Source organism: Halomonas alkaliantarctica, assembly GCF_029854215.1.
GTDB classification, from domain to species: Bacteria; Pseudomonadota; Gammaproteobacteria; order Pseudomonadales; family Halomonadaceae; genus Vreelandella; species Vreelandella alkaliantarctica_A.
This window is the reverse complement of sequence record NZ_CP122961.1, coordinates 1,383,878-1,408,009: the sequence shown is the minus strand read 5'-3', so window position 1 is coordinate 1,408,009 and position 24,132 is coordinate 1,383,878. Positions and strand designations below refer to the sequence as shown.

Genomic DNA, 24,132 nt, shown 5'->3' with positions numbered 1-24,132 from the left:
AAAAATAGAAAACAGGATATGGCGGCAACCATGCTTATTTCAAGACACGTTCGCTTTCAAGGCACGCGACTATTTGCCACCGCGTGCTTTTAGCAACGCAGCGCCCAACGCGCCCATGGGCTCTGGCGCATCAGTTGGCTTAGCGCTGTTACGCTGGCCTCGGGACGGCTTGCGGGTCGAATTATGCTGATTTGTAGGCGAGCCACTGTTCATCTCAGCACCGCTATCAGCCTCCGGCTGGTCATCCAGCCGCATCGATAGCCCTACCCGCTTGCGGGGAATATCGACACTCATCACTTTGACGCTGACAATATCCCCCGCCTTCACCACGCTGCGCGGGTCGTCGATAAAGCGATCAGATAGCGCCGAGATATGCACCAAGCCATCCTGATGGACGCCGATATCCACAAAAGCGCCGAAGTGCGTGACATTAGTTACGGTACCTTCGAGTACCATGCCGAGCTTGAGATCGTTTAGTGTTTCGACCCCTTCGCGGAACTCAGCGGCTTTAAATTCGGGACGCGGGTCGCGGCCAGGCTTATCCAGCTCTTTGAGGATATCGCTGACGGTGGGCACGCCAAAGCGCTCATCGGCAAAGTCGGCGGGCTTTAAGGCTTTCAGCGCAGTGCTATCGCCAATCAAGCCGCGCACTTCACGACCGCTCTGCTTGGCGATACGCTCTACCAATGGGTAGGCCTCTGGGTGAACGGCACTGGCATCCAAGGGGTTGTCGGCATTGTGAATACGCAGGAAACCCGCGCACTGCTCGAAGGTTTTGGCGCCTAAACGGCTGACTTCTAAAAGCTCTTTACGGCTTTTGAAGGCGCCTTTGACATTGCGCTGGGCAACGATATTTTCGGCCAGCGCAGCACTCAGCCCGGCTACCCGAGAAAGCAGTGCGCTGGAGGCGGTATTGAGGTCGACGCCCACGGCGTTAACACAGTCCTCTATCACCACTTCCAGGCTGCGCGACAGCTGCACTTGGGAGACGTCGTGCTGGTACTGGCCCACGCCAATCGACTTGGGTTCGATTTTAACCAGTTCGGCCAGCGGGTCTTGTAAGCGGCGGCCAATAGAGACCGCGCCGCGGACCGTGACGTCGAGATCCGGCATTTCCCGTGAGGCGTACTCAGAAGCGGAATAGACCGAGGCGCCCGCTTCCGACACCATCACTTTGCTTAATCGATGCGCTGGCGCCAGCGCTTTAAGTAGCTCGCCAACCAACTTATCGGTTTCGCGGCTGGCGGTGCCGTTGCCAACTGCAATTAGCTCAACGCCGTGCTGTTTGACTAGCTTGGCAAGCACAGCCAATGACTCATCCCAGCGGTTTTGTGGCGCGTGGGGGTAAATAGCGGTGTGATCGACAAACTGCCCGGTAGCATCGATCACCGCGACTTTACAGCCGGTGCGCTGGCCGGGGTCGATAGCAAGGGTGACTTTCTGCCCCGCCGGTGCCGCCAGCAGCAGGTCTTTCAGGTTGGCCGCAAACACCTCAATCGCCGTCAGTTCAGCCTGTTCGCGTAGCCGGCCCAGCAGCTCGGTCTCAAGAGCGGTGTAAAGCTTCACGCGCCAGGTCCAGCGCACCACTTCGGCCAACCACTTATCCGCCGCACGGCCCTGGTCGCTGATGCCAAACTGCTTGGCAATTGCCAGCTGGGCGGGGTGAATGGGGGCTTCCTCTTCGCCGGGCAGGCGAATTGAAAGACTTAACACGCCTTCGTTGCGCGCCCTGAACATTGCTAAGGCACGGTGTGACGGCGCTTTGGCGAGTTTCTCATCGTGCTCGAAATAGTCGGAAAACTTGGCGCCCTCCTGCTGTTTACCTTCCAGCACACGGGCGCTGAGTTCGCCCTCTTGCCACAGCCGTTCACGCAGTTGACCAATTAACTCGGGGTCTTCAGCGAAGCGCTCCATCAAGATCTGCTTGGCGCCATCCAGAGCGGCCTTGGCGTCTTCGATGGCGGGAATATCGCCTTCTGCTGGGCGTAAATAGTTTTCTGCTTCTCTTTCTGGGCTAAGCGTTGGGTCGGCAAGCAGCGCATCCGCTAACGGCTCTAGCCCTGCTTCACGAGCAATCTGCGCTTTGGTGCGGCGCTTTTTCTTAAACGGCAGGTATAAATCTTCCAGCCGCTGCTTAGTCTCTGCGGCCTCAATGCTGGCTTTCAGCAGGCCGTCCAGCTTGCCCTGCTCATCAATGGCGGCCAGCACTGCGACGCGACGTTCTTCCAGTTCGCGCAAATAACGCAGGCGCTCATCAAGCTGGCGCAGCTGGATATCGTCCAGCGCGCCAGTGACTTCTTTACGGTAACGGGCAATAAACGGCACGGTAGCGCCGCCATCCAGCAGCTCCACCGTGGCGGATACTTGCTCGGAACGCACACCAAGCTCAGTGGCCAGGCGGGAAATAATACGCTGATTGACATCCATAAATTGCAACTAACTCATGCAGCATTTTTTAGTGCCAACAAGGTATCACAAACGCGCCACGGCTGGCATGGCCTTGAGAATAGACCCGAGATTGCTTGCTAGCGGCGCCAGCCTCGGTCATCCCAAAAAGGCCGGTGCGATTCGCGCCGAACGGCTTCACGGCTAACGCCGATATCTTTCAACATATCGTCGCTCAAGTGGCGCAACGCATAGCGTTCGCGACGCAGCTGCCGCCAGCGATAGAGCCTTTCCCGCCAGGTGACTGTGTTTGCACGCTGCTCCGCCTGCTGGCGCTGTGCGTTTTGGTGACGGATGACTGAGCTCTCCATTTCAACCTCCTTATTGCCGCTCAAAACGGCATATCAAATAGGCGTTGAAGGAAGTATTGAACAGCGTCTACAATCAAGCCAACGAATAATCTTTATATACAACATCAATAAGACTGATACCCATGGCGACACTACCTACTATTGATCATGAGCTTTTGCGTACCTTTGTCGCCATTGTTGACCAAGGAGGCTTCACTCGTGCGGCACAGACGGTGAACCGCACGCAGTCCGCTGTGAGTATGCAAATTAAACGACTGGAAGAGGACGTCATTCAACGTCCACTATTTGTGCGCCAAAGTAAGCCACTGCAATTGACCAGCGAAGGCCATACGCTGCTGGGCTATGCGCGCAAAATTCTATCGCTACAGGGTGAGGCGCTAACGCTTTTGCGTCAGCCTGATATGGTGGGCCGGGTACGCCTGGGCGTACCAGATGACTATGTGATGCGTTTCCTACCCGGTATTCTTAAAACCTTTTCACAGACTTGGCCGCTGGTGGATGTCGATGTGCACTGCGCCCCCTCTTCGGTGCTCTCCCAGCAGCCGCAAGGGAGCCTGGACCTGATCATTATGACGCGGGAAATTGGCGATGAGATCGGCACCATTTTGAGGCGGGAAAGCACCGTATGGGTCTCGGCAGAGAGTCACAGCGCCCATTTACAGACGCCGGTACCCCTCGCCTTGTTTGAAGCGCCCTGCTTTTGTCGTCGTCATGCCTGCAATGCATTAGACCGGGCAGGCCGGGCTTATCGAGTCGCTTATAGCAGCCCCAGCTTGGCGACGTTACAGGCGGTTGTGGGTGCGGGGTTGGCAGTGTCTGCTTGGATGCGCAGCTTAGTCACCGCCGACATGCAGATATTGGGTGAAAAGGAGGGCTTTCCCGCCTTGCCTGAGGCATCAATCGTTTTGCAGCGCACCCCCTCCACCCAATCACCGATTATCGATAGCTTAGCCGAGCATATTGTTGAAGGGTTTAGGTTGCAATAGAGCGAGGCTCTTCACCGGCTGTTGCTTGGTAAAGGCAAGAACGGTCTAGCTGAGCGAGGCTAGTCAGCCCGAGCAGCGCCATGTTGCGCTCAATTTCACGCTGCAAGAGATCGGCAACATGCTCTACCCCGGCTTGCCCCGCTACGGCGGCGGCGTAGTTGAAGGGGCGCCCCACAAAGACAAAATCAGCCCCCAGCGCCAGCGCCTTGATAACGTCGGTGCCACGCCGGAAGCCGCTGTCGATCATAATGGGAATATCACTCACACGACGCTTGATCTCGGGCAGCACCTGGAGGGGCGAGATGGTGCAGTCCAACTGACGAGCGCCGTGGTTAGAAAGAATAATGCCATCTACTCCCGCCTGCTGAGCACGTACCGCATCATCAGGGTTGAGCACCCCTTTAACGATCAATGTATCGGGCCATAGGCGCCGCACAAGATCGAGATAGCCCCAGTCAAAATGGCGCCGCCCCGAAAAATCCCGTGCTGCTTGGCGGGATATAACAGGCGCCCCTCGCTCGGCATGGTTATTTTCAAAATGCGGCATGCCGTGGTTCCACAAGGTGCGCAGGAAGGTATTGCACAGCCAGCCTGGGCGCAGCAAGCCATCGAAGGCGAGTCGCAGGCTTGGCTCCAGCGGCGATGTAAACCCAGAACGACGAAAATTATCGGGATTGGGGGGTACCGGGTAGTCGAGCGTGACGACGAGTTTTTTGAAACCGGCCCGCTGAATGCGCGCCAGTAGCGCTTCGATACCTTCTGGCGTTCCCGGTAGATACGCCTGGAACCAGTCGGCGCCCTCCACCTTGGCCACCTCTTCCATAGGTACCAGCGATGAACCACTCATGATCATTGGCAGGTTGCGCCTCGCCGCTGCCCGCGCCAGCACTAAGTCCCCCTGGTAAGTCGAGAGCGCGCTGATCCCCATAGGGGCGATGCCGAACGGAACGGCATAGCGTTTGCCATAGAGCTCGGTGTGCAGATCTATCTGCGAAACATTAACAAACGCCTTGGGCAAAAAGAGGTACTCGTCGAACGCGGATAAATTTGCGCGCTGGGTTCGCCCATCCTCGGCGACATGGTCTATATAGCCAAAAATGGGCCTGGGCAGCTTGCGCCGCGCCAGCCGCTCAACATCGTGTAGATTATGAATGCTGGCGAGCTTTTTATGCGTCCAGAAATTCACGTTAGGCTCCTTAGCTTTTTCAACTGCACACCAGCGCTAGCCAAAAAACGCCGTCAATAAAAATGGGGCAGTGCCGTAGCGCTGCCCCATTCTATACACTTATTTTTATAAGCCTAGCTCAATTGAGCCTTAGCCTAGCTGAGGACCCGCCTTGATGATCGCTTCGTTGACGCCTTCGAATTTTTTGAAGTTATCGACGAATTTAGTCGCCAAATCTTTGAGGTGACGATCATAGGCCTCACGGTCTTGCCAGTTTTCACGCGGGTCGAGCAGGCTGGAGTCGACGCCCGGAACGGCAAGCGGCACTTGCAGATTGAGGCCATCGATGTGCTTGGTCTCGATGTCGCGCAGCACGCCTGACTGAATCGCGCTAATGATGGCCCGAGTGGTCGGAATGGAGAAACGTGCGCCGCCCTCGCCGTAAGCGCCGCCGGTCCAGCCGGTATTGACCAAGTAAACCTGGGCATCCTGCTTATCGACACGTTTGATCAGCAGGTCTGCGTACTCACGGGCAGGACGCGGGAAAAACGGTGCGCCAAAGCAGGTCGAGAATGTAGCGGCCAAGCCTTCCGAGGAGCCCATTTCAGTAGAGCCCACTTTAGCGGTGTAGCCGGATAAGAAGTGATACGCCGCGGCTTCTTTGGAAAGAATGGATACTGGGGGCAGTACGCCGGACATATCGCAGGTCAGGAACACGATGGCATTCGGCTCGCCAGCCAGATTCTCCGCTACGCGCTTCTCAACGTGCTCTAGCGGGTAAGCGGCGCGGGAGTTCTGGGTCAAGCTATCGTCGGCGTAGTCAGGCTCACGGCGGTCGTCCAGCACCACGTTTTCCAGTACGGTGCCAAACTTGATGGCGTTCCAGATGACCGGCTCGTTCTTCTCGGAAAGATCGATACATTTAGCGTAGCAGCCGCCTTCCATATTGAAGACAATGCCGTCGCCCCAAGCGTGCTCGTCGTCACCGATCAAGAAGCGCGCCGGGTCAGCCGAGAGCGTTGTTTTACCGGTACCGGAGAGGCCAAAGAAGAGACAGGTTTCACCATCTTCACCGACATTCGCCGAGCAGTGCATGGGCAGTACGTCAGCAGCCGGCAGCAGGAAGTTCTGAACCGAGAACATGGCTTTTTTCATTTCCCCGGCGTAGCGCATGCCCGCGATAAGCACTTTTTTCTCGGCGAAGTTGATGATCACACAACCATCAGAGTTTGTACCATCGCGAGAAGGGTCGCACTCAAAGCTTGCGGCGTTAAGAATCGTCCACTCGTCTTTGATCGCTTGATTGTAGGCCAGCGGGCGTACAAACATGGTACGGCCAAATAGGTTTTGCCAAGCTGTTTCCGTAGTGACTCGCACCGGCAGATAGTGAGTGGAATCACTGCCCACGTGCAGTTCAGAGACAAAATGCTCTTGGCTGATCAGGTGATCATTCACTCGATCCCACAGGGCATTGAATTTGTCGTCATCGAAGGGCTGGTTAACGCTACCCCAATCGATTTGGCTGCTAGTGGAGGGTTCGTCAACGATATAGCGGTCTTTCGGTGAGCGGCCGGTACGCAGGCCGGTATTGACTACCAAGGCACCGTTGGCTGAGAGGCGGCCTTCGCCACGTGCCACGGCGCGCTCGACTAATTCGGCGCTGCTGAGATTAACGTGGGATTGGGGAGCGGCTTGAGTCGTGGTCATGTCGATTCCTGGGCTTCTCTCGATTTACCGGGCGTCACCGACGCCTTGATGTTCATCCCAACCACAGTAAAACCGGCTGGGCGCGCTTAAGTTGGGCGCATTATGGCAAAAAGAAAGCCCCCAGGAAACGGGGGCGAAGATCAAATATCTTGTAGTTAAACTACTACAAAGGCACTACATTTTGTGTTGCAGCGCAGTAAATATTCAAACAGCCGTTTGCACGAAACGCCAAGTTCATTGAATCCACTGGCGCTCCTAGCACTACTGGAAAACATCCTTGCTCACACTTTCGACTACATACTTAGTGAATCGTGGGCGATGGCGCTTCGGGGTCGTCCAACAAAGTTTCAATATCCGCTGCTGTGTAGTGATATTTCGTGTGGCAAAAGTGGCATTGGGTATCGATAGCCCCCTGCTCGTGCAAAATATCGCGCAGTTCCTCCTTGCCCAGAGAGTGTAACGCGTAGCTCATACGCTCCCGGGAGCAGGTGCACCCAAAGCGCAGCGCTTTGGGTTCAAAAACGCGCACGGTCTCTTCGTGGTAGAGACGATGCAGGACTTCGCGCTGCTCAAGGCCGAGCAGTTCTTCTGTTTTGATCGTGTCGGCAAGCTGTACGCTGCGATCCCAGGCATCCACATCCTGGTTTTGTGACTCTTCCGGCAGCCGCTGCAGCAGTAACCCGCCCGCGCGCTTCTCATCGGCGGCCAGCCAGAGGCGGGTTGGCAACTGCTCGGATTGGCTGAAATAGGCCTCCAAACAGCCGCCCAGGGACTCTTGATCCAGCGCCACAATGCCTTGATAGCGGTGACCTTCACGAGGATCAAGGGTTATCACGATCTGCCCTTCGCCCACCAGTTCGCGGAAGCTGGCGTGTTCGCTGGGCAGTGCGGCGTCTTCTGCTATACGGGCAATCGCACGCAGTTCGCCACCGGGGTTGGATTCAGCCATTAACAACGACAACACGCCGCGTCCGCGCACTTCGATACTCAAGGTGCCATCTAATTTCACGGTATCAGTTAGCAGCGCCACGGCGGCTAACAGCTCGCCCAGCAGCTCATTCACCGCTGGTGGATAGGCGTGGCGATCCAACACTTCGTGGTAGGCGCCCGCCAGGGTGACGATCTCGCCGCGGACATTGGTGTGATCGAACATAAAGCGTTGAATTTGATCGGACATAATTTGGCAACCTACTATTTAAGTGCAGCGATTATTTAAGGACGATGAGGGTGTAATGGAGGCTAGTTTAACGGTAAGGAGTTAATCGCCCTGGTGGCGCTGGAAGCGCTGGATATCGCGGCGCTGCTTTTTGTCAGGGCGTTTGAGCGGATGCTGCATCGCCTCGTTAGTGAGGCGCCTTGCTTCGGCCTCTTTAGCACGACGCTGCACGCTCTCTTCGGTTTCCGCATAGAGTGTGCGCGCTTCTGGTGCCCCGCGGCGTTGATCCGAAAGCGATAAGACCTCTACCTCTAATATCTCCCAGCCCTGAGGCACACGAATAAGCGCACCGATTTCCACCTGCTTGCTGGTTTTAGCGCGACCGCCGTCGTAATTCACTTTCCCTCCCTCGATGGCTTTCTTGGCCAGTGCGCGGGTTTTAAAAAAACGTGCGGCCCACAGCCATTTATCCAAGCGTACGCTCTCGCTCATTTAGGCACTCCTTGGGTTTCTGACACCTGTTCAGAAAGCTGTTCGGGTAGCAAGTGGGCAAAGCGATCAAGAGCAATAAATTCTTGCAGCTCTTTTTCAGGTCGCTGGCTGTCGGGCTGTTTAATGCCCAGCAAATGCTTAATGCCAAACTCACGAGCGCTCTCGAGCACGCGGGCGTTATCATCGATAAACAGCGTGCGCGCGGGATCAAAGGCTTCGATCTCTTGTAGCGCAAACCAAAACGCCTGTTCCTCTTTGGCGGCCCCCACATCCTCGGAAGAGACGATCGCATCTAGATAGCTTTCCAAGCCGGTGAGCGGCAGCTTCAGAGCAAGACTCGCACGATCGGCATTAGTGGCGAGCACGACCCTCGGATGGGCCTGTTTTAGCCATTTAAGGAAATCCAGGGCGTCGCTACGCAGGCCTATCAAGTGCTGAACTTCGCGCTTCAGAGCGACGATATCCACGCCCAGTTCACGGCTCCAGTACGCCAGGCTGTACCAGTTTAAAGTGCCCTGTTCACCGATAATGCGCGCGCGCAGCGCTTCCTGGGAGGCTTCATCCAGTTGGTGCAGTTCACGGTAGCGCCGCGGCAGATGGTCGAGCCAAAAGTGGCTGTCGAAGTGTAAATCCAGCAGAGTGCCGTCCATATCCAAGAGGACGGTGTCTATCTCGCGCCAATCAATCATTGCCGCTCCAGTCACGTTAGGAGTAAGCGTGCTATTGTAGCTTAACCGCCTTTTTCCAGCCATGGAGGCCCACTTTTATGTCTACGCCCCCCTCAACGCACGACACCTTCAATGACACTGAAGGTGACAGTGCTAAGCGCTCGGGCTACCAGCAAAAGCCGCAAATTTTGGCTCGCAAGAGCGTGGCACAGAGCCGTTTATTCCAGATTGAGTCGCTTGATTTGCGTTTTTCAAACGGAGAAGAGCGCCAATTTGAGCGTTTAACCGGCGCTGATCGTGGTGCGGTGATGATGGTGGCGATGCCCGACCCCGACCATGTATTGCTGATACGTGAATACGCCGCTGGGTTTGAAGATTACGTTCTTACTCTGCCAAAGGGATTGGTCGACCCCGGGGAAGATATCATTACCGCGGCTAACCGCGAGTTAATGGAGGAGTGTGGCGTTGGCGCTCACAGCATTGAACCGCTGGTCGAGCTTTCGTTGGCGCCGAACTATATGCGTCACCGTATGCAGGTACTCCTCGCCACCGACCTGTACCCCAAGCGCCTACCAGGAGATGAGCCCGAGCCTTTGATTGTGGAAACCCACGCCATTGAGGAACTGCCCGCCCTGCTACTGCGCGAGGATTTTCACGAAGCCCGCGCCATCGCCGCACTCTATATCGCCAGGGATAGGCTGCGGGAAGATAAGCGCAATAGTGAGACGGATTTGCTTTGAAGTAACTTAGTGGGAAGTAGCTTCGCTCGAGGTGGGTCGAGGTCATCGCGAGCGAAGCTACCAATACCATTGACTGCCTCTAAAGGTGATTTTTCAATGCGATCCAGCGCCGCTGGCGGTGGCTATCCAGCCCTGCTTCCAGCAAAACCATTGAGCGTAGAGCATCGTCTACGCTTACCGGGAGTGGCTCCTTATCGCGGATAGCGGCGGCGATGCCTTGGTAATAGGCAAGGTAGTCACCCGCCAGGGTTGGAAGTTCACGACGCGTTAGTGGCGCGTTTTCACCCTCCCCTTCACGTAGCGTCAGGGTGCCATGCTGGCTATCTTCGCCCCACTGGGATGTGGGCACTTCGCCTGATTTTAAGCGATCCTCTTGAGGGTCTAAGCCATATTTTATGAAGCTGCCTTGGGTACCATTAATCCTAAAGCGCGGCGTTGGTTCGGCCACCAGCGTGCCTGCCGCCAAGGTAACGCGAAAGCTTTCGTAATCGAGCAACGCCAGGAAGTCATCATCGGCCTGGGCGTCATCTCGGCGCGCTGCCAATTCCAGCAGAATAGCGTAGGGCATGCCAAACAGCTCACAGGCTTGGTCCAACAAATGCGGTCCCAGGTCATACCAGATACCGCCACCTAAGTTGGCTTTTTCCCGCCAGCGGTCGCGCACTTCCGGGCGAAAACGGTCAAAGTGCGACTCAAAGTTGACGACACGCCCTAACGTACCTGCTTCTAGCAATGCCTTAACGGTCAGAAAATCGCTGTCCCAGCGACGGTTATGAAACACCGACAGCAAACACTCATTATTATCCGCCAACTTTTTGAGCAGCTTTGCTTCTGACAGGGTCACCGTGAAGGGTTTATCGATCACTACGTGCTTGCCCGCGGAGAGCGCGGCTTTGGCGAGGGGAAAGTGGGTATCGTTAGGCGTGGGGATAACGATTAGGTCTATATCGCTGCGCTGGCAAAGTGCTAATGCCTGAGCCTCTACCTCAACACCGGGTAGTGACGCCTGCACCTTGGCGGCATCGCTTGACGATACTGCAACCAAATCCAGGCCTTCCGTGGCCTGGATCAGCGGTGCATGGAAGGTTTGGCTAGCGAAACCGTAGCCGATCAATCCAACATTTATAATTGCCTTCATTTGATACCTTACTCGGGCTTATTGCATGTTGCAGCTGTATGTTTTAGCTGCGTATATCAGTCGAGCTTGCTTAAATCCCGAACAGCCCCTTTGTCAGCAGAGGTCGCCAACAGCGCATAGGCTTTAAGCGCCGGCGTGATCTTGCGGGGCCGTTGCTCAGTGGGTTTCCAGGCGGCGGGGCCTTTGGCGTCCATCACTTCGCGGCGGGCCGCCAGCTCGGCATCGGTCAGTTTGACGTTAATCGCCCGGTTGGGGATATCGATGCGGATCAGGTCGCCCTGCTCGATCAATCCAATCGCGCCACCCGCCGCTGCTTCAGGGGATACATGACCAATAGAGAGCCCGGAGGTACCGCCAGAAAAACGCCCATCGGTCAGCAGCGCGCAGGCCTTGCCTAACCCTTTGGACTTGAGATAGGAGGTCGGGTAGAGCATCTCCTGCATGCCGGGGCCGCCTTTCGGGCCTTCGTAGCGAATCACCACTACATCGCCCTCTTTGACCTTATCCGCCAACACATCGGCAACCGCCTGATCCTGGGACTCCACCACATGGGCGGGACCTTCAAAGACCAGGATCGAGTCGTCGACACCGGCGGTTTTGACCACACAGCCATCCAGCGCGATATTGCCATACAGCACGGCTAAGCCACCCTGCTGGGAGAAAGCGTGCTCAAGATCGCGAATACAGCCTGTGGCGCGGTCGCCATCCAGACTTGGCCAGCGGGCACTTTGGGAAAACGCCACTTGGGTAGGCACGCCGCCCGGGCCGGCTTTAAAGAATTCGATCACCTCCGCACTGGGGGAACGCATGATATCCCACTCATCCAGTGCAGCTTTCAGGCTGTCGCCATACACGGTGGGCACCGAGGTATCCAGCACACCGGCACGATCCAGCTCCCCCAGAATAGCCATAATGCCGCCTGCACGGTGGACGTCCTCGATATGGTACTTCTGGGTATTGGGCGCCACTTTGCAGAGTTGGGGCACTTCACGAGAGAGGCGGTCGATATCCGACATTGTGAAGTCCACCTCGGCTTCCTGGGCCGCCGCCAGGAAGTGCAAAATGGTGTTTGTCGAACCACCCATGGCGATATCCAGGGTCATAGCGTTTTTGAACGCCGCCTTGGAGGCAATGGCACGGGGCAGCAGGTGCGCCTCATCACCTTCGTAGTAACGCTTAGCCAGCTCGACAATGCGATGACCAGCGGTTTCAAATAGGCGGCGGCGGTCTGAGTGAGTCGCCAGCACGGTGCCGTTGCCGGGCAATGCCAGGCCCAGTGCTTCGGTTAAGCAGTTCATTGAGTTGGCGGTAAACATACCCGAGCAACTACCACAGGTAGGGCAAGCACTACGCTCGACTTCAGCAAGCGTTGCATCGTCTACGCTATCGTCGGCGGCCATTACCATCGCATCGACGAGATCCAGCCCGTGGTTGAGAAGCTTGGTTTTACCCGCTTCCATGGGGCCGCCGGAAACGAAGATCACCGGAATATTGAGGCGCAGAGCGGCCATCAGCATTCCTGGGGTGATTTTGTCGCAGTTGGAAATACATACCAGCGCATCGGCACAGTGGGCGTTGCACATATATTCGACGCTGTCGGCGATCAGGTCACGGCTGGGCAGCGAATAGAGCATGCCATCGTGGCCCATGGCGATACCATCGTCCACCGCAATAGTATTGAACTCTTTGGCAACGCCCCCGGCTTTCTCGATCTCCCGCGCCACCAGTTGGCCCATGTCTTTTAAATGCACATGGCCCGGCACAAACTGGGTAAACGAGTTAGCTACCGCAATAATCGGCTTTTGAAAGTCGCCGTCCTGCATACCAGTGGCGCGCCACAGCGCGCGGGCACCGGCCATATTGCGGCCAGCGGTGGTGGTACGTGAGCGATACTCTGGCATGGTGTCCTCTACTCTCTAATAAATCGCTAGGCTCTATTTTTTTATTAGCCCACAGCACGCGAAGCTGCGGGCTAGGCTTATTCTGAAAAGAATATCTGTAGGTTTTCTGATTGTGGCATGAGCACTGCGCAGAGACTAGATATAGAGGCTAGATATAGAAGCTGGATTTGGCGGCTAAATAGAGATCCGATAGCGAGTAAAGCGCCCTCCATGGCGCCGGCTCATCAGAAGGTTGCCCACGCCTCTTCGTCTGACGTGGCTTGGCCTGTACGCTGGGCCGAGGAGCTCTGCGGTGGGGCTAATGCGGGTGTTGCCGCTGATGAAAGCGTGGAGCCAAGCCCTGCTTGTTTAAGCAAGCGCTCTCGGGCAGTCTCGCTGCTCTCCTCGGCAGCGCCCTCTAAACGGAAGGCAGCGATCACATTGGCCAAGCTTAGGGCTTCGCGGGTGAGGTCTTGAGCGGCGCTGGAAATTGACTGCATCTTGGAGGCGTTCTGCTGAGTGACATGATCCATCTCCGCGACGGCGGTATTAATTTGCGCGATACCGCTGCTCTGTTCATCGGATGCAGTGCTGATCTCTTCCATAATATCGCTGACTTTCATTACCTGTGTGACGACCTGTTCAATGGCAGCTTCGGCCTCTCTCACCGCCTGGGCGCCGCCGCTGATCTCCTGGGAGGAGGTGTTGATCAAGCGGCGAATTTCACCCGCAGCATCGGCGCTGCGCCCGGCCAAGTTGCGCACTTCGTTAGCCACCACGGCAAAGCCACGCCCCTGCTCGCCAGCACGGGCGGCTTCTACCGACGCATTCAGCGCCAGAATATTAGTTTGAAAAGCGATGCCATCGATGACGCTAATGATATCAGTCATCTTATCGGCACTGGCGGCAATGCGCTCCATGCGTTCGACTAGCGCCTGCATACGCTCACCGGTTTCGCGGCTGGTGGTGGCATTTTGCATGGCCAGTTGATTGGCTTGGCGGGCGTTTTCAGTGTTTTGCTGCACGGTCGCGGTCATTTGATCCATACTAGAGGCGGTTTGCTGCAGCGAGGACGCCTGTTGCTCGGTGCGCGACGCCAGCTCTTCATTCTGCTGTTTGATATGTTCAGACGCAGGGGTTACCACCTCGACTTTATTACCCACCTCGGTGATCAGCCCCGACAAGCTAGCGCGCATTGTTTCCAACGAACTCAGCAGCTCGCCCAACTCATCATTACGCTTTAAGGTTACCCGATTGGCCAGATTACCCGCAGCAATCTGGAACGTCACTCGGCGAGCCTCGTTGAGCGATTTAATCAGCGATTTGAGGACCGCCATGCTCAGTCCGATCATCAACACAATACCCAGCAGCAGGACGCCTAACTGGCCGTAAAGCAACACCTGTTGTTGCTGTTCAGCATTTTCCATCAGCATCTGCGCGGCGGCTCGTTCCTGTTCCACCAATACGTTGATAGTGGCACTAATACTTTCAGAGGTGGGTTGAACAATGTCATTAAAGGCTTCAAACGCAGCAAAGCCGTTGCCATCTTGGATAGCGGTCAGGGTAGTATCGGCACTTTCGGTAAAGGTAATGAGGTGTGCCGCTAGCCCATCCTGCACACTCCCCGTTTCGCGTTGCGCATTATAGTCTTGCCACGACTGCTCAATGTTAGCGCTCATAGTGGTTAATTGTGTGTCCAGCACTTCAATATCTGCACGCCGCGGGTTGCGCACGGCAGGCTCTAGCGCCTGAATTGCTTGACTAACACGCTGATCAATTTGCTGAAGATTGGTGATACCTGCGAGGCCGGTTTGATTGAGAGTGCGTAGCCGTTCAGCTGAACTGGTTAGTCCATACACCCCCGCTGCCCCCGCGATCACTAATAGGGCCACAGAAGCCAGTACCATGCCCATTAATTTGGCCTGCATACTACTGAAACTAAAACGCTTTACCCATCCGCGCACGCCTGTGGGACGTATTGCACCATAATGGAGCTTGAAGCCGCGTGTTTTGCCCTGTTGCATAGCAGCGTATACCCGCTCTGCTCGGGCAATCGCCCTAGCCGTGGCTTTACGCCGAATAGAGGTATAGCCAGCCACGCGCTCACCATCGAGCAGCGGCGCGACGGTGGTATGCATCCAATACGCCTCACCAGTTTGGCGGCGATTCTTAATCAGCCCCTGCCAGGTCTTTCCGGCTTCAATGGTTGTCCATAGGTTCTGAAAAACCGCTTTGGGCATACTGGGATGGCGGAACAGGCTATGGGGTTCACCCATGATCTCTTCCAGGGTGTAGCCACTCACCTCCACAAAGGTTTGGTTGGCGTAGGTGATTCTGCCCTGCAGATCCGAGCGTGATATCAGCACTTCATCATCGGCTAACTCGTACAAGCCGGGTGTTGTTTGCCTAGAGTCTGACTGCCTAGATTCTGACTGCCTAGCCACTGTCTGACTAGACATTGCCTGTTTCGCACTGCGCATTTTGAACCCCTACTTTTTATTGACGGCTTGCGCCACCATTAGAATTAAATTAGAGGCAATGCATAAAACATGCCACCGCGAAGGGTGGCATGGGGTAAAACGAATTGAGGGAAATCAGCCACCTATCTTTGAGCAGCTCTCCCCTGCCTAATGGCAATAAGCTGAAGTGTTAAAACTCCTCCCACTGGTCAGCGCGAGACTGCGTCGAGGGTGGTGCAGCACGCTTGGAAGGCGCGGGTAAACTTTGGGCAGCTTTGCTGAGTGCTTGGTTAGCGCGTTGCAACTTATCCCGCGCCTCTGTGATGTTCTCATCTTGAGCGCCTTCCAAACGAAACGCGTCGACCACGTTGGCGAGTTCAAAGGCTTCAAGGGAAAGGTTATCGGCTGACGCTGCAATCGACTGCACTTTGGAGGCGTTCTGCTGGGTAACAAGATCCATTTCGGCAATCGCCGAGTTAATTTGACCAATCCCACTGCTCTGCTCGCTGGAAGCTGTGCTGATCGACTCCATTAGTTCACTGACCCGGCTGACCTGCTGAGAGACCTCTTCAATCGCTCGCTCCGCCTGCTCGACAGCGCTGCGTCCTCCGCTGACTTCCTGGGTGGTGCTATCAATCATCTTGCGGATTTCCTGGGCAGCGTCCGCGCTGCGTCCGGCTAGATTGCGCACTTCGCTGGCGACGACCGCAAAGCCACGGCCATGTTCACCCGCGCGCGCAGCTTCTACCGAGGCGTTGAGTGCCAAAATATTGGTTTGAAAAGCAATACCGTCAATCACACCGATCATCTCGGTCATCTTTTCAGCACTCTGGGCGATACGTTGCATACGCTCCACAAGCTTCTGCATTTGCTGCCCGGTTTCCCGAGTGCTAGCCGTATTTTGCACCGCCAGGTCGGTGGCTTGGCGGGCATTCTCGGTGTTTTGCTGAACCGTCGAGGTCATCTCCTCCATACTCGACGCCGTTTGCTGAAGCGACGACGCCTGCTGCTCAGTACGCGAAGAGAGCTCTTCGTTTTCAGCGGCTATCTGCTGAATCGCCGGAGTAACCACCGAGACACGGCTCTCTACATCGCCCACGATGCTGGACAAACTAAAGCGCATGGTGTCCAAAGAGTAGAGTAGCTCGCCCAATTCATCGTTGGTTTGACGACGTTCACGGGCGGCCAAGTTACCGGCCGCAATTTGGAAAGTGATATACCTTGCGCCCGACAAGCTGCGAAACAAGGATTTTAGAATCATCACGCTCAGGCCAATCATGACTAAAAAGCCAACGGCCAGTAGCACCAGCTGCGCCATTAGCAACTGTTGACGCCCGCTTTGCGCCTGAGTGACCACCGTTTCTGCATCGGCGCGCACCTGCTCTACCAGTGTGCTATTCATCTCGCGCAGTGATCCAGTGGTGGGCACCACGACGTCATTAAAGGCTTCAAAGGCCGCGAACCCGTTACCCTCCTGAATCGCCACAAGGGCGGTTTTCACTGCAGCGTCCCAGGTGCTCAGCGCACTATCAAAGGCCTGGGCGGCTTCAGCAGTGACAGCATCATCAGCATAGTAGTCTGCCCATAGCGTTTGCATGGCATCAGCATACTGGCCAATATCAGCGTTGACAGCATCCAGATCAGCCCCACGGGGATTACGCACCGCGGGTTCCAGGGTCTCCACCGTTTGACCAATGTAGCGCTCGATATGCTGCAACGTGGCGACATCGTCCAACCCTGAGCGATTGAGCGTTTCCAGCCGTTCGCCGGAGACCATTACCGCATATACGCCCAACCCGCCCGAAAGGCAAAGCAGCAGCAGTGATGCCACCACCATACTGATGAGTTTGGCTTTCAGGCTGGTGAATTGAAAGCGCGAAAGCATACCGGTCAAACCTTTACGCCGCAGCGTGCCATTGGCTAGCGCATAGTGGCGGGATTTGCCCTTTTCGCGAATTTCAGCGTAGATTTTTTCTGCCCGGGCAACGGCGTTCCCAGAGGCTTTGCGGCGCACAGAGGTGTAACCCACGATGCGCTCACCGTCCCGCAGTGGTGCCACGGTGGCGTGCACCCAGTAGTGATCACCATTTTTACGCCGGTTTTTGACCACGCCTTGCCAAGTTGCTCCGGCTTGGATGGTTTTCCAGAAATCTGCGTAAGCTGCTTCGGGCATATCAGGGTGGCGCAAGAGATTGTGGGGAGAGCCAATGAGCTCTTCGCGGCTATAGCCACTGACCTCAACAAAGGTTGGGTTGGCATAGGTAACATTGCCTTTTAAATCTGAGCGCGAAATGAGTACTGCTTCCTCACTCAGGACATACTCTCGCTGCGTCACGGGCTGATTATTGCGCATTAGTTCTCCAAGAATTAGATATTCTTAATTTTTATAAATATGAGCACTATTATCGCTGTGGTTTTTGTCAGCAAACCAGTGAACAAGTGTAAAAAAAGCGCCTTACTTTCGTAAGGCGCTTTAAAGGCATTAAATAAATGCTTAAGAGAGCTATAAAACTCTTGCAATAGCGCTAGATAATTAGGTTATCAGCGACCAAACACCACATTCGCCACATCACGGTAGCGTTTAGCAAAATGCACCGTCATGCCCTCTTTCAGGTAGTCCGGCAACTCTTCGTAATCACGCTTATTGGCATCGGGCAGAATTAATTCAAAAATATCGCTGCGGCGCGCGGCAATGACTTTTTCACGAATACCGCCAACGGGGAGAACTTGACCGGTTAAGGTTAGTTCGCCAGTCATCGCCAAGGGCCGATCAATTGCATGATGCTTGGCCAGCGAGAGTAGCGCGGTGGTCATGGTAACGCCGGCCGAAGGGCCATCTTTGGGCGTCGCCCCCTCGGGTACGTGCAGGTGCACAAACGCTGAGTCAAAGAAGTCGGCATCGGCACCATACTCCTGTAGGTGACCCAGGGTATAGCTGTAAGCAATATTAGCCGACTCCTGCATGACTTCGCCCAGCTTGCCGGTCAGCTTAAAGCCACGATCCAGCGAGTGTACTTTGCCCGCTTCTATGGGCAGCGTTGCGCCGCCCATGGAAGTCCACGCCAAGCCGGTCACCACCCCTTCGCCGGTGAGCACTTTTTCCTTACGGAAAATCGGTGCGCCCAGGAACTCCTCCAGGTTTTTGACCGATATCTTGACCGTTTCGGGCTCCTCTTCGAGCAGCTTAACGGCTGATTTACGCACAATGCGGTGCAGCTGTTTCTCCAACTGACGCACACCGGCTTCCCGGGCGTAGCCTTCAATTACCTGTTTTAAGGCCGCATCGGACAGACTGATACGCTTTTTCGTCAGGTTGTCGCGTTTGAGCAGCTTCGGCCAAAGATGGTTCTTGGCAATTGCCAGTTTCTCTTCGGCGATATAGCCGGAAAGACGGATCTGCTCCATACGGTCAAGCAGAGGCCCAGGAATCGAATCCAGAGTGTTGGCGGTGCATATAAACAGCACCTTGGAGAGATCCATACGCACATCGAGATAGTGATCGAGGAAGTCGACGTTCTGCTCGGGGTCGAGTACTTCCAAAAGAGCCGAAGCAGGGTCGCCCTGGAAGGACTGCCCTAGCTTGTCGATCTCATCCAGCATGATAACGGGGTTTTCGACCTCGACCTCTTTAAAGGCCTGCACCAGCTTGCCGGGCATCGCGCCCACATAGGTGCGCCGATGACCTTTGATTTCCGCTTCGTCGCGCATACCACCCACAGAGAAGCGGTAAAACTCACGCCCCAGGGCTTCAGCGATCGAACGCCCAATGGAGGTTTTACCTACCCCCGGCGGGCCGACCAACAGCACAATCGAGCCGCCTACGTCGCCCTTAAACGTGCCCTCGGCCAGAAATTCGATAATACGCTCTTTAACGTCTTTCAAACCGTCGTGATCGCGATCCAGCACTTGTCGCGCGTGGGGTAGATCGAGCTGATCCTGGCTGGTCACACCCCAAGGCAGCGAGGTCAGCCAGTCCAGGTAGTTACGCGTGGTGCCATACTCCGGCGAGCCGGTTTCCAACACACTGAGTTTATTGAGCTCATCGTCGATACGCGATTGAACGCGCTCTGGCACGACCAGCGATTCCAGCCGTGCTCGGAAGGTATCCACGTCGTTTTCACGATCATCTTTGGAGATACCCAATTCACGCTGGATAACCTTGAGCTGCTCACGCAGGAAGAACTCGCGCTGGCGGTCCTGCATTTGCGCGTTCACCTGCTCGCTGATCTCGCCCTGCAGCAGTGCCACATCGATCTCTTTACGCAGCAGCGGCAGCACTTTCTGCATCCGCTCTTCCACCGACAGGGTGGCCAGCACATCCTGAAGTTCGGGGCCTTTAGCGGAGGTAATCGCGGCGGCAAAGTCGGTCAACGGGCCCGGCTGATGCGGACTAAAGCGGTTAAGGTAGTGCTTGAGCTCTTCGCCATACAGCGGATTAATCGGCAACAGCTCTTTAATGCCGTTGATAATCGCCATGGCGTAAGCGCGGGTCTCTTCGTTCTCTGCGTCAACCGGCTCTTTAGGGTAGGTGACTTCGACTAAGTAAGGCGGCTCTTTAGAGAGCCAGCGAGTAATTTTGAAGCGCTGAAGACCCTGGGCGATAAACTGGATCTGATCGTCTTCGCCCTTGAGTTTGTGCACTTTGACCGCGGTACCGATCTCTGGAAAGCCTTCATGATCCAGGGAGGTAACGCCCTGCTCGCCTACAAAGGCAACGCCTAGGGTGTGGTGCGGCGTGTTGCCCACGCGGCGCATGGTCTCTTCCCAGCGCTCGCGATTTACTACCAGCGGCTGTACCTGGGCGGGGAAGAAAGGCCGATTATGGATAGGCAGGAGGTAAATGCGTTCGGGCAGCATCTCGCTGGCAGGCACCAGGGAGTTTACCCGTTCACCGTCTGAGCGATATTCTTTGCTGCCCTGCTCTTCACTGCTTTCTTCATGACTTTCTTTACTACTTTCTTCACTACTACGGGTGTCATCAGTTGCTGATGACTGTTCATCGTCAATTTGCCAATCAAGATGTTCAGCGTCGCGTTCGTAATCCTGGTCGCTCATGCGTCCTCCAATGAACCGGTACCGGCGATAAGAACCGCCTAGCGTTGTTCATGGAATGCGGGCAGTGGGCCAAAACTTCAACCCTTCGCGAGTAGAACAGTCGGGGGAACAGCGCTTATTCAGGCCAAAGCTCAGGCATCGGACGACCATTCACACGCCAGACGCCGCGCACCACATCAAACTGCAGTTCGCGAGTACCAAGCGGCAGCCCTAACCATAGCGCGGCGACGGTGGGCGCTTCGTGCCAAGTGAAGTCGCCATCAATGCGCTCGAGCCATTTCGCCTGCTCTTTCTTTTGGTCCAGATTAACCACGCTAAGCTCATCCAACTGGCGGGCATCAAAAAACAGCGCGCCATCCGCATCTAAACGAATACCTAATAGCGGACTTTCGATAGCAACGGTCATGACATCTAAACGGGGCGAGTCGCTAAGCATTTTGCGCAAATCCGGTTCAAGACGTGCCAGCAAGCCTTCAGCCATGGGTAGACTAGCGTCTCCCCAGGAGGCTTCCTGACGCAAACGGCGAATCATATGGCGAACCGCATCGGCATTTAGGCGGGAGAGCTCCATCTCTATGCGGCCACTAAGCAGCGGCATGTCCGGCGCTTCAGAAGGCACCATCACATCGCCTACCTCCAGGTCGCCTTTAATACTCAGCTCCCTCTCATCCAGCACCATATGGCTGTTTAGATCGAGAGGCGAAAGCTGAATATCGTAGGAGGGGTAGCTAAGCGTCAGCATATCGATATGCAGATGGTCACGCTGGGCAAAGTGGTAGGCACCTTCAGTATAGGTGTAACGGCTTTCGAGCACCGTGGCACCTATTTCAAGCTGGGCCATGCCATCGGTCAGGGTAAGCTGGTCAAGCAGCGCGCGTAGCCGCCAATCACCAAACACTCCCTCCAAGCGCAGTCGACCACCGCGTACAGCTAATTCACGGCCATTTTGTTGAATAACAAAGGGAGCAAGGGCAAGGCGCAGGTCAGTGTGGCCGCTCAGGGTATGATAGCGCCCTTGCCAGCGGGGCACAGAAGGCGCGGTAACTTCGCCCACGGCTTGCTGGAGCACGGTATCCAGGCGGGGTAACACAGTGCCTTCGACATCCGTGCTTAAAATACCGTGACGTGCGTTATAGGTCAGCTCGAGGCGCCAGGGGCGACTCAGCAGTGGTGACAGAATCAACCTGCCTTGAGAACTTAGCCAGCCCTGGCGACTCTCTGTTCGGTTGACGCGCCATTCACCACGCGCCTCCAGATCTTCGAGCGCTTGGCGCAGGCTGCGCTCAAAAAGCACGCTTGAGAGAAGCTGCGCTGCCATCCATGCCACAGCGATGATCGCCAGAATGGGGACAATTAGACGTTCCTTGCGCATGCCACCTCCTTGAAGCTCACGCCTTGCAGCCAACGCACTAGAAAAGCTATCAACTGCTCCTACTTATTACTTACACGGTTAGTGTAGCCAGAACCACAGGTGCATAGTACTCCAGGCATAGGCCCCTGCCATCACATCATCGATCATAATGCCAAAACCGCCCGCTACGCGGCGATCTGCCCAGCGTATCGGCCAAGGTTTAAAGACATCGAAGATGCGGAATACAATAAAGCCCCACAAGGCGGCTTCCCACGAAAAAGGCACTGCCGCCATGGTCAGCCAGTAACCCACAAACTCATCCCACACGATGCCTGAATGGTCGTGTACGCCTAAGTCGTGGGACGTTTTATCGCATAGCCAAACGCCGATAACAAAGGCGACAAAACAAATACTCAAGTACCAGCCAAGGGGCAATTCCGCCATCATCCAGTAGAACGGAATGGCCGCTAGCGTACCAAAGGTCCCCGGTGCCCAAGGTACGGTACCGCTACCTAAGCCGAAAGCAAAAAAATGTGTTGGGCGACGCCAGACACTTTTCGGTGCACGATTCATGGCGCATCCCCACTAAAATGCTGCCAGCCGGCATAGCCACTGAGATCACTCTGGTCAGAGGCACTAACGCCCAATGCTTCACAACAATGGCCGACGACAGTCAGCGTCAAGCCTAGAGACGCAAGACGCTGCTGCGCTGTGGCTAAGTCGTTAGCACTTAACGTCACCAGCAGCTCGTAATCATCGCCGCCGGAAAGCGCAGCCCGCAAGGCGGCCTCCCGGCCAAGGGTGCTTTCCAGCTCGTCGGCGAGTGGCAGCGCATCTAACGCGATGACAGCCCCTACCAGCGATGCCTCGCGAAGATGCGCCAAATCGGACAGTAGCCCGTCGGAAATATCCAGCGCAGCGGTGGCTAAGCCACGCAGCGCCAGGCCCGCCGCCAAGCGCGGTTGCGGCAATAGGTAGCGACTTAACAGCGGATGCGCCAGGTCACGCTCGCCCTGCTGCCAAAGCGCCAGCCCTCCCGCCCCGCCGCCTAATGCGCCGGTGACGGCAATCAGGTCGCCCACCTGGGCACCGCTACGGGTGAACGCTTCGCCCACCGGCACCTCCCCCATCACGGTAACGCCGATGGAAAGCGCACCGGAAGTAACGTCGCCCCCCACCAGCGTTGTAGCGTGCTGCTGGCTAAGGGTGTGAAAGCCACGGGCGTAGTCGGCCAGCCAGGCATGGGTGGCTTCATCATCGGCAAATTGGCGCTGATCCAGGGTTAACGCCATTAAGCACCAGCGTGAAGCCGCCCCCATGGCCGCCAGATCGCTTAGCGCAACGGCCAAGGCACGATGGCCCACCGCGAATGCCGGGGCTTCGCGGGGAAAGTGTACATCCACCACCGAGGTATCAACGCTCACGGCCAACTGTTGGCCTGCTGGGGGTATCAGTAGCGTGGCGTCGTCTCCACATCCCAGTGTGACGCCATTTGACGCAGTCGACGCCTCCTGCGACGACATAAAGTAGCGTCGAATCAAATCAAATTCGGCAAGCACAAAGGCCCCTTAAACGCAGTGTCAGACCGCTCGCATTCAAAGACGACGAGCGCTGACCTCGGCACTACGCAAGCGAATCGCCAGCTTGTCGAGAATGCCGTTCACGTATTTATGGCCGTCGGTGGCGCCAAATGACTTAGCCAGCTCAACGCCTTCGTTAATGACTACACGATAGGGTACTTCCATGCGGCGTGAAAGCTCGTAAGCGCCCAACCGCAGGATTGCCAGCTCTACCGCATCTAGATCTTCCAGACGGCGGTCTAGCAGGGGAGAAATTTCACGATCCAGTTCCGCTTTGAAACGCACGGTGTTGTGGAGTAGCTCGTGAAACAGCGCCTTGTCGGCGATCTCCATCACTTTCACCCAGTTTTCATGGTCCTCAAGGTCATCATCGGCGACCTGGCTACGAAACTCGGCTTCAATGGTGGTGATGGATTTGCCCGTCATGTGCCATTGATAAAGCCCCTGCACCGTTAACTCGCGTGCCGCGTGGCGGCCCTGCTGAGCAGCAGAGGGTTTGCGCTCGCTCATTGGGTATCTCCTGACGGCAGCGCGCGTAACAGAGAGACCATTTCCATGGCGGCCATGGCAGCTTCGGTGCCTTTGTTACCGGCTTTGGTGCCCGCACGCTCAATCGCCTGCTCGATGGTTTCAACGGTTAACACGCCGTTAGCGACCGGGGTATCAAACTCAAGCTGCAGGTGATTAATCGCTGTATTGCAGCCGCCCGCAACGTACTCAAAGTGAGGCGTTCCACCGCGAATGACCGCGCCCAGGGCAATGACTGCATCAGGTTTCATCACCTTCAACACACGCTTAACCGCCAGCGGCAATTCCCAGGCGCCCGGCACGTGAACAATATGAATATGCTCGGCGTCTACGCCGTGACGGGTCAAGCTGTCGACGGCGCCTTCCACCAGGCTATCCACCACGTGATGGTTAAAACGGCCGACCACGATGACATAGCGGCCATCGACGTCAACAAAAGTACCTTCAACTTGAGTGAGGGAGTGCATCAAA

At 56.0% G+C, this 24,132-nt stretch carries 19 protein-coding genes; 2 read left to right on the top strand and 17 right to left on the bottom strand.

Going from position 1 to position 24,132, the window contains the following annotated elements; all coding sequences use genetic code 11:
• Positions 1-69 precede the first annotated feature (69 nt).
• Positions 70-2,427: a Tex family protein gene (locus QEN58_RS06330; protein ID WP_280106286.1), complete on the bottom strand. Its 2,358-nt coding sequence runs from the start codon at positions 2,425-2,427 to the stop codon at positions 70-72.
• A 98-nt stretch (positions 2,428-2,525) separates the two neighbouring features.
• Positions 2,526-2,756, bottom strand: a complete 231-nt coding sequence (locus QEN58_RS06325; protein ID WP_280106285.1) for a DUF1127 domain-containing protein — start codon at positions 2,754-2,756, stop codon at positions 2,526-2,528.
• Positions 2,757-2,878: 122 nt separating this feature from the next.
• On the opposite strand from QEN58_RS06325, the gene QEN58_RS06320 reads away from it, so the two are divergent.
• Positions 2,879-3,742 (top strand): LysR substrate-binding domain-containing protein, encoded by an 864-nt coding sequence (locus tag QEN58_RS06320; protein ID WP_280106284.1) that lies wholly within the window; start codon positions 2,879-2,881, stop codon positions 3,740-3,742.
• On the opposite strand, the gene QEN58_RS06315 is transcribed toward QEN58_RS06320, so the two are convergent.
• From QEN58_RS06315 to yrfG, 5 genes are all read right to left on the bottom strand, one after another.
• A complete protein-coding gene (locus QEN58_RS06315) occupies positions 3,729-4,928 on the bottom strand; it encodes an alpha-hydroxy acid oxidase (RefSeq protein ID WP_280106283.1) in 1,200 nt (399 codons plus the stop codon). The genes QEN58_RS06320 and QEN58_RS06315 overlap by 14 nt on opposite strands.
• A 129-nt stretch (positions 4,929-5,057) precedes the next feature.
• On the bottom strand, positions 5,058-6,614 hold the full coding sequence (locus tag QEN58_RS06310; protein WP_280106282.1) for a phosphoenolpyruvate carboxykinase: 1,557 nt from the start codon (positions 6,612-6,614) through the stop codon (positions 5,058-5,060).
• 301 nt (positions 6,615-6,915) lie between these two features.
• Positions 6,916-7,791, bottom strand: coding sequence for an Hsp33 family molecular chaperone HslO (gene hslO / locus QEN58_RS06305; protein ID WP_280106281.1), 876 nt, complete (start codon positions 7,789-7,791; stop codon positions 6,916-6,918).
• A gap of 81 nt (positions 7,792-7,872) precedes the next feature.
• Positions 7,873-8,262 (bottom strand): RNA-binding S4 domain-containing protein, encoded by a 390-nt coding sequence (locus tag QEN58_RS06300; protein WP_280106280.1) that lies wholly within the window; start codon positions 8,260-8,262, stop codon positions 7,873-7,875.
• On the bottom strand, positions 8,259-8,951 hold the full coding sequence (gene yrfG, locus QEN58_RS06295) for a GMP/IMP nucleotidase (protein ID WP_280106279.1): 693 nt from the start codon (positions 8,949-8,951) through the stop codon (positions 8,259-8,261). The genes QEN58_RS06300 and yrfG overlap by 4 nt, the downstream gene beginning before the upstream one ends.
• A 77-nt stretch (positions 8,952-9,028) precedes the next feature.
• Between yrfG and nudE the strand changes: the two genes are divergently transcribed.
• Positions 9,029-9,670, top strand: a complete 642-nt coding sequence (gene nudE, locus QEN58_RS06290) for an ADP compounds hydrolase NudE (RefSeq protein WP_280106278.1) — start codon at positions 9,029-9,031, stop codon at positions 9,668-9,670.
• A gap of 79 nt (positions 9,671-9,749) precedes the next feature.
• On the opposite strand, the gene QEN58_RS06285 is transcribed toward nudE, so the two are convergent.
• The 10 genes from QEN58_RS06285 to ribH all read right to left on the bottom strand — a co-directional run bounded on the left by QEN58_RS06285 (position 9,750) and on the right by ribH (position 24,128).
• Positions 9,750-10,808 carry an oxidoreductase gene (locus tag QEN58_RS06285; protein ID WP_280106277.1) on the bottom strand — a complete coding sequence of 353 codons (1,059 nt, stop codon included), beginning with the start codon at positions 10,806-10,808 and terminating at the stop codon, positions 9,750-9,752.
• Between the two features lie 56 nt (positions 10,809-10,864).
• Positions 10,865-12,709: a dihydroxy-acid dehydratase gene (ilvD, locus tag QEN58_RS06280; protein WP_280106276.1), complete on the bottom strand. Its 1,845-nt coding sequence runs from the start codon at positions 12,707-12,709 to the stop codon at positions 10,865-10,867.
• 224 nt (positions 12,710-12,933) lie between these two features.
• Positions 12,934-15,168 (bottom strand): methyl-accepting chemotaxis protein, encoded by a 2,235-nt coding sequence (locus QEN58_RS06275; protein WP_280106275.1) that lies wholly within the window; start codon positions 15,166-15,168, stop codon positions 12,934-12,936.
• 169 nt (positions 15,169-15,337) lie between these two features.
• Entirely contained in the window at positions 15,338-17,500 is a 2,163-nt protein-coding gene (locus QEN58_RS06270) for a methyl-accepting chemotaxis protein (protein ID WP_280106274.1), read from the bottom strand.
• A 188-nt stretch (positions 17,501-17,688) separates the two neighbouring features.
• Positions 17,689-20,202, bottom strand: a complete 2,514-nt coding sequence (gene lon / locus QEN58_RS06265) for an endopeptidase La (RefSeq protein WP_280106273.1) — start codon at positions 20,200-20,202, stop codon at positions 17,689-17,691.
• Positions 20,203-20,317: 115 nt separating this feature from the next.
• Positions 20,318-21,574 (bottom strand): DUF945 family protein, encoded by a 1,257-nt coding sequence (locus QEN58_RS06260; RefSeq protein ID WP_280106272.1) that lies wholly within the window; start codon positions 21,572-21,574, stop codon positions 20,318-20,320.
• Positions 21,575-21,652: 78 nt separating this feature from the next.
• The gene (locus QEN58_RS06255) at positions 21,653-22,126 is read right to left on the bottom strand and encodes a phosphatidylglycerophosphatase A family protein (protein ID WP_280106271.1); all 474 of its coding nucleotides are present in this window, start codon (positions 22,124-22,126) and stop codon (positions 21,653-21,655) included.
• Positions 22,123-23,112, bottom strand: coding sequence for a thiamine-phosphate kinase (thiL, locus tag QEN58_RS06250; protein ID WP_280106270.1), 990 nt, complete (start codon positions 23,110-23,112; stop codon positions 22,123-22,125). Before thiL ends, QEN58_RS06255 begins: the two co-directional genes overlap by 4 nt.
• Before the next feature lie 36 nt (positions 23,113-23,148).
• On the bottom strand, positions 23,149-23,643 hold the full coding sequence (gene nusB, locus QEN58_RS06245; protein WP_007114491.1) for a transcription antitermination factor NusB: 495 nt from the start codon (positions 23,641-23,643) through the stop codon (positions 23,149-23,151).
• The gene (ribH, locus tag QEN58_RS06240; RefSeq protein WP_007114490.1) at positions 23,640-24,128 is read right to left on the bottom strand and encodes a 6,7-dimethyl-8-ribityllumazine synthase; all 489 of its coding nucleotides are present in this window, start codon (positions 24,126-24,128) and stop codon (positions 23,640-23,642) included. The genes nusB and ribH overlap by 4 nt, the downstream gene beginning before the upstream one ends.
• Positions 24,129-24,132: the final 4 nt, after the last annotated feature.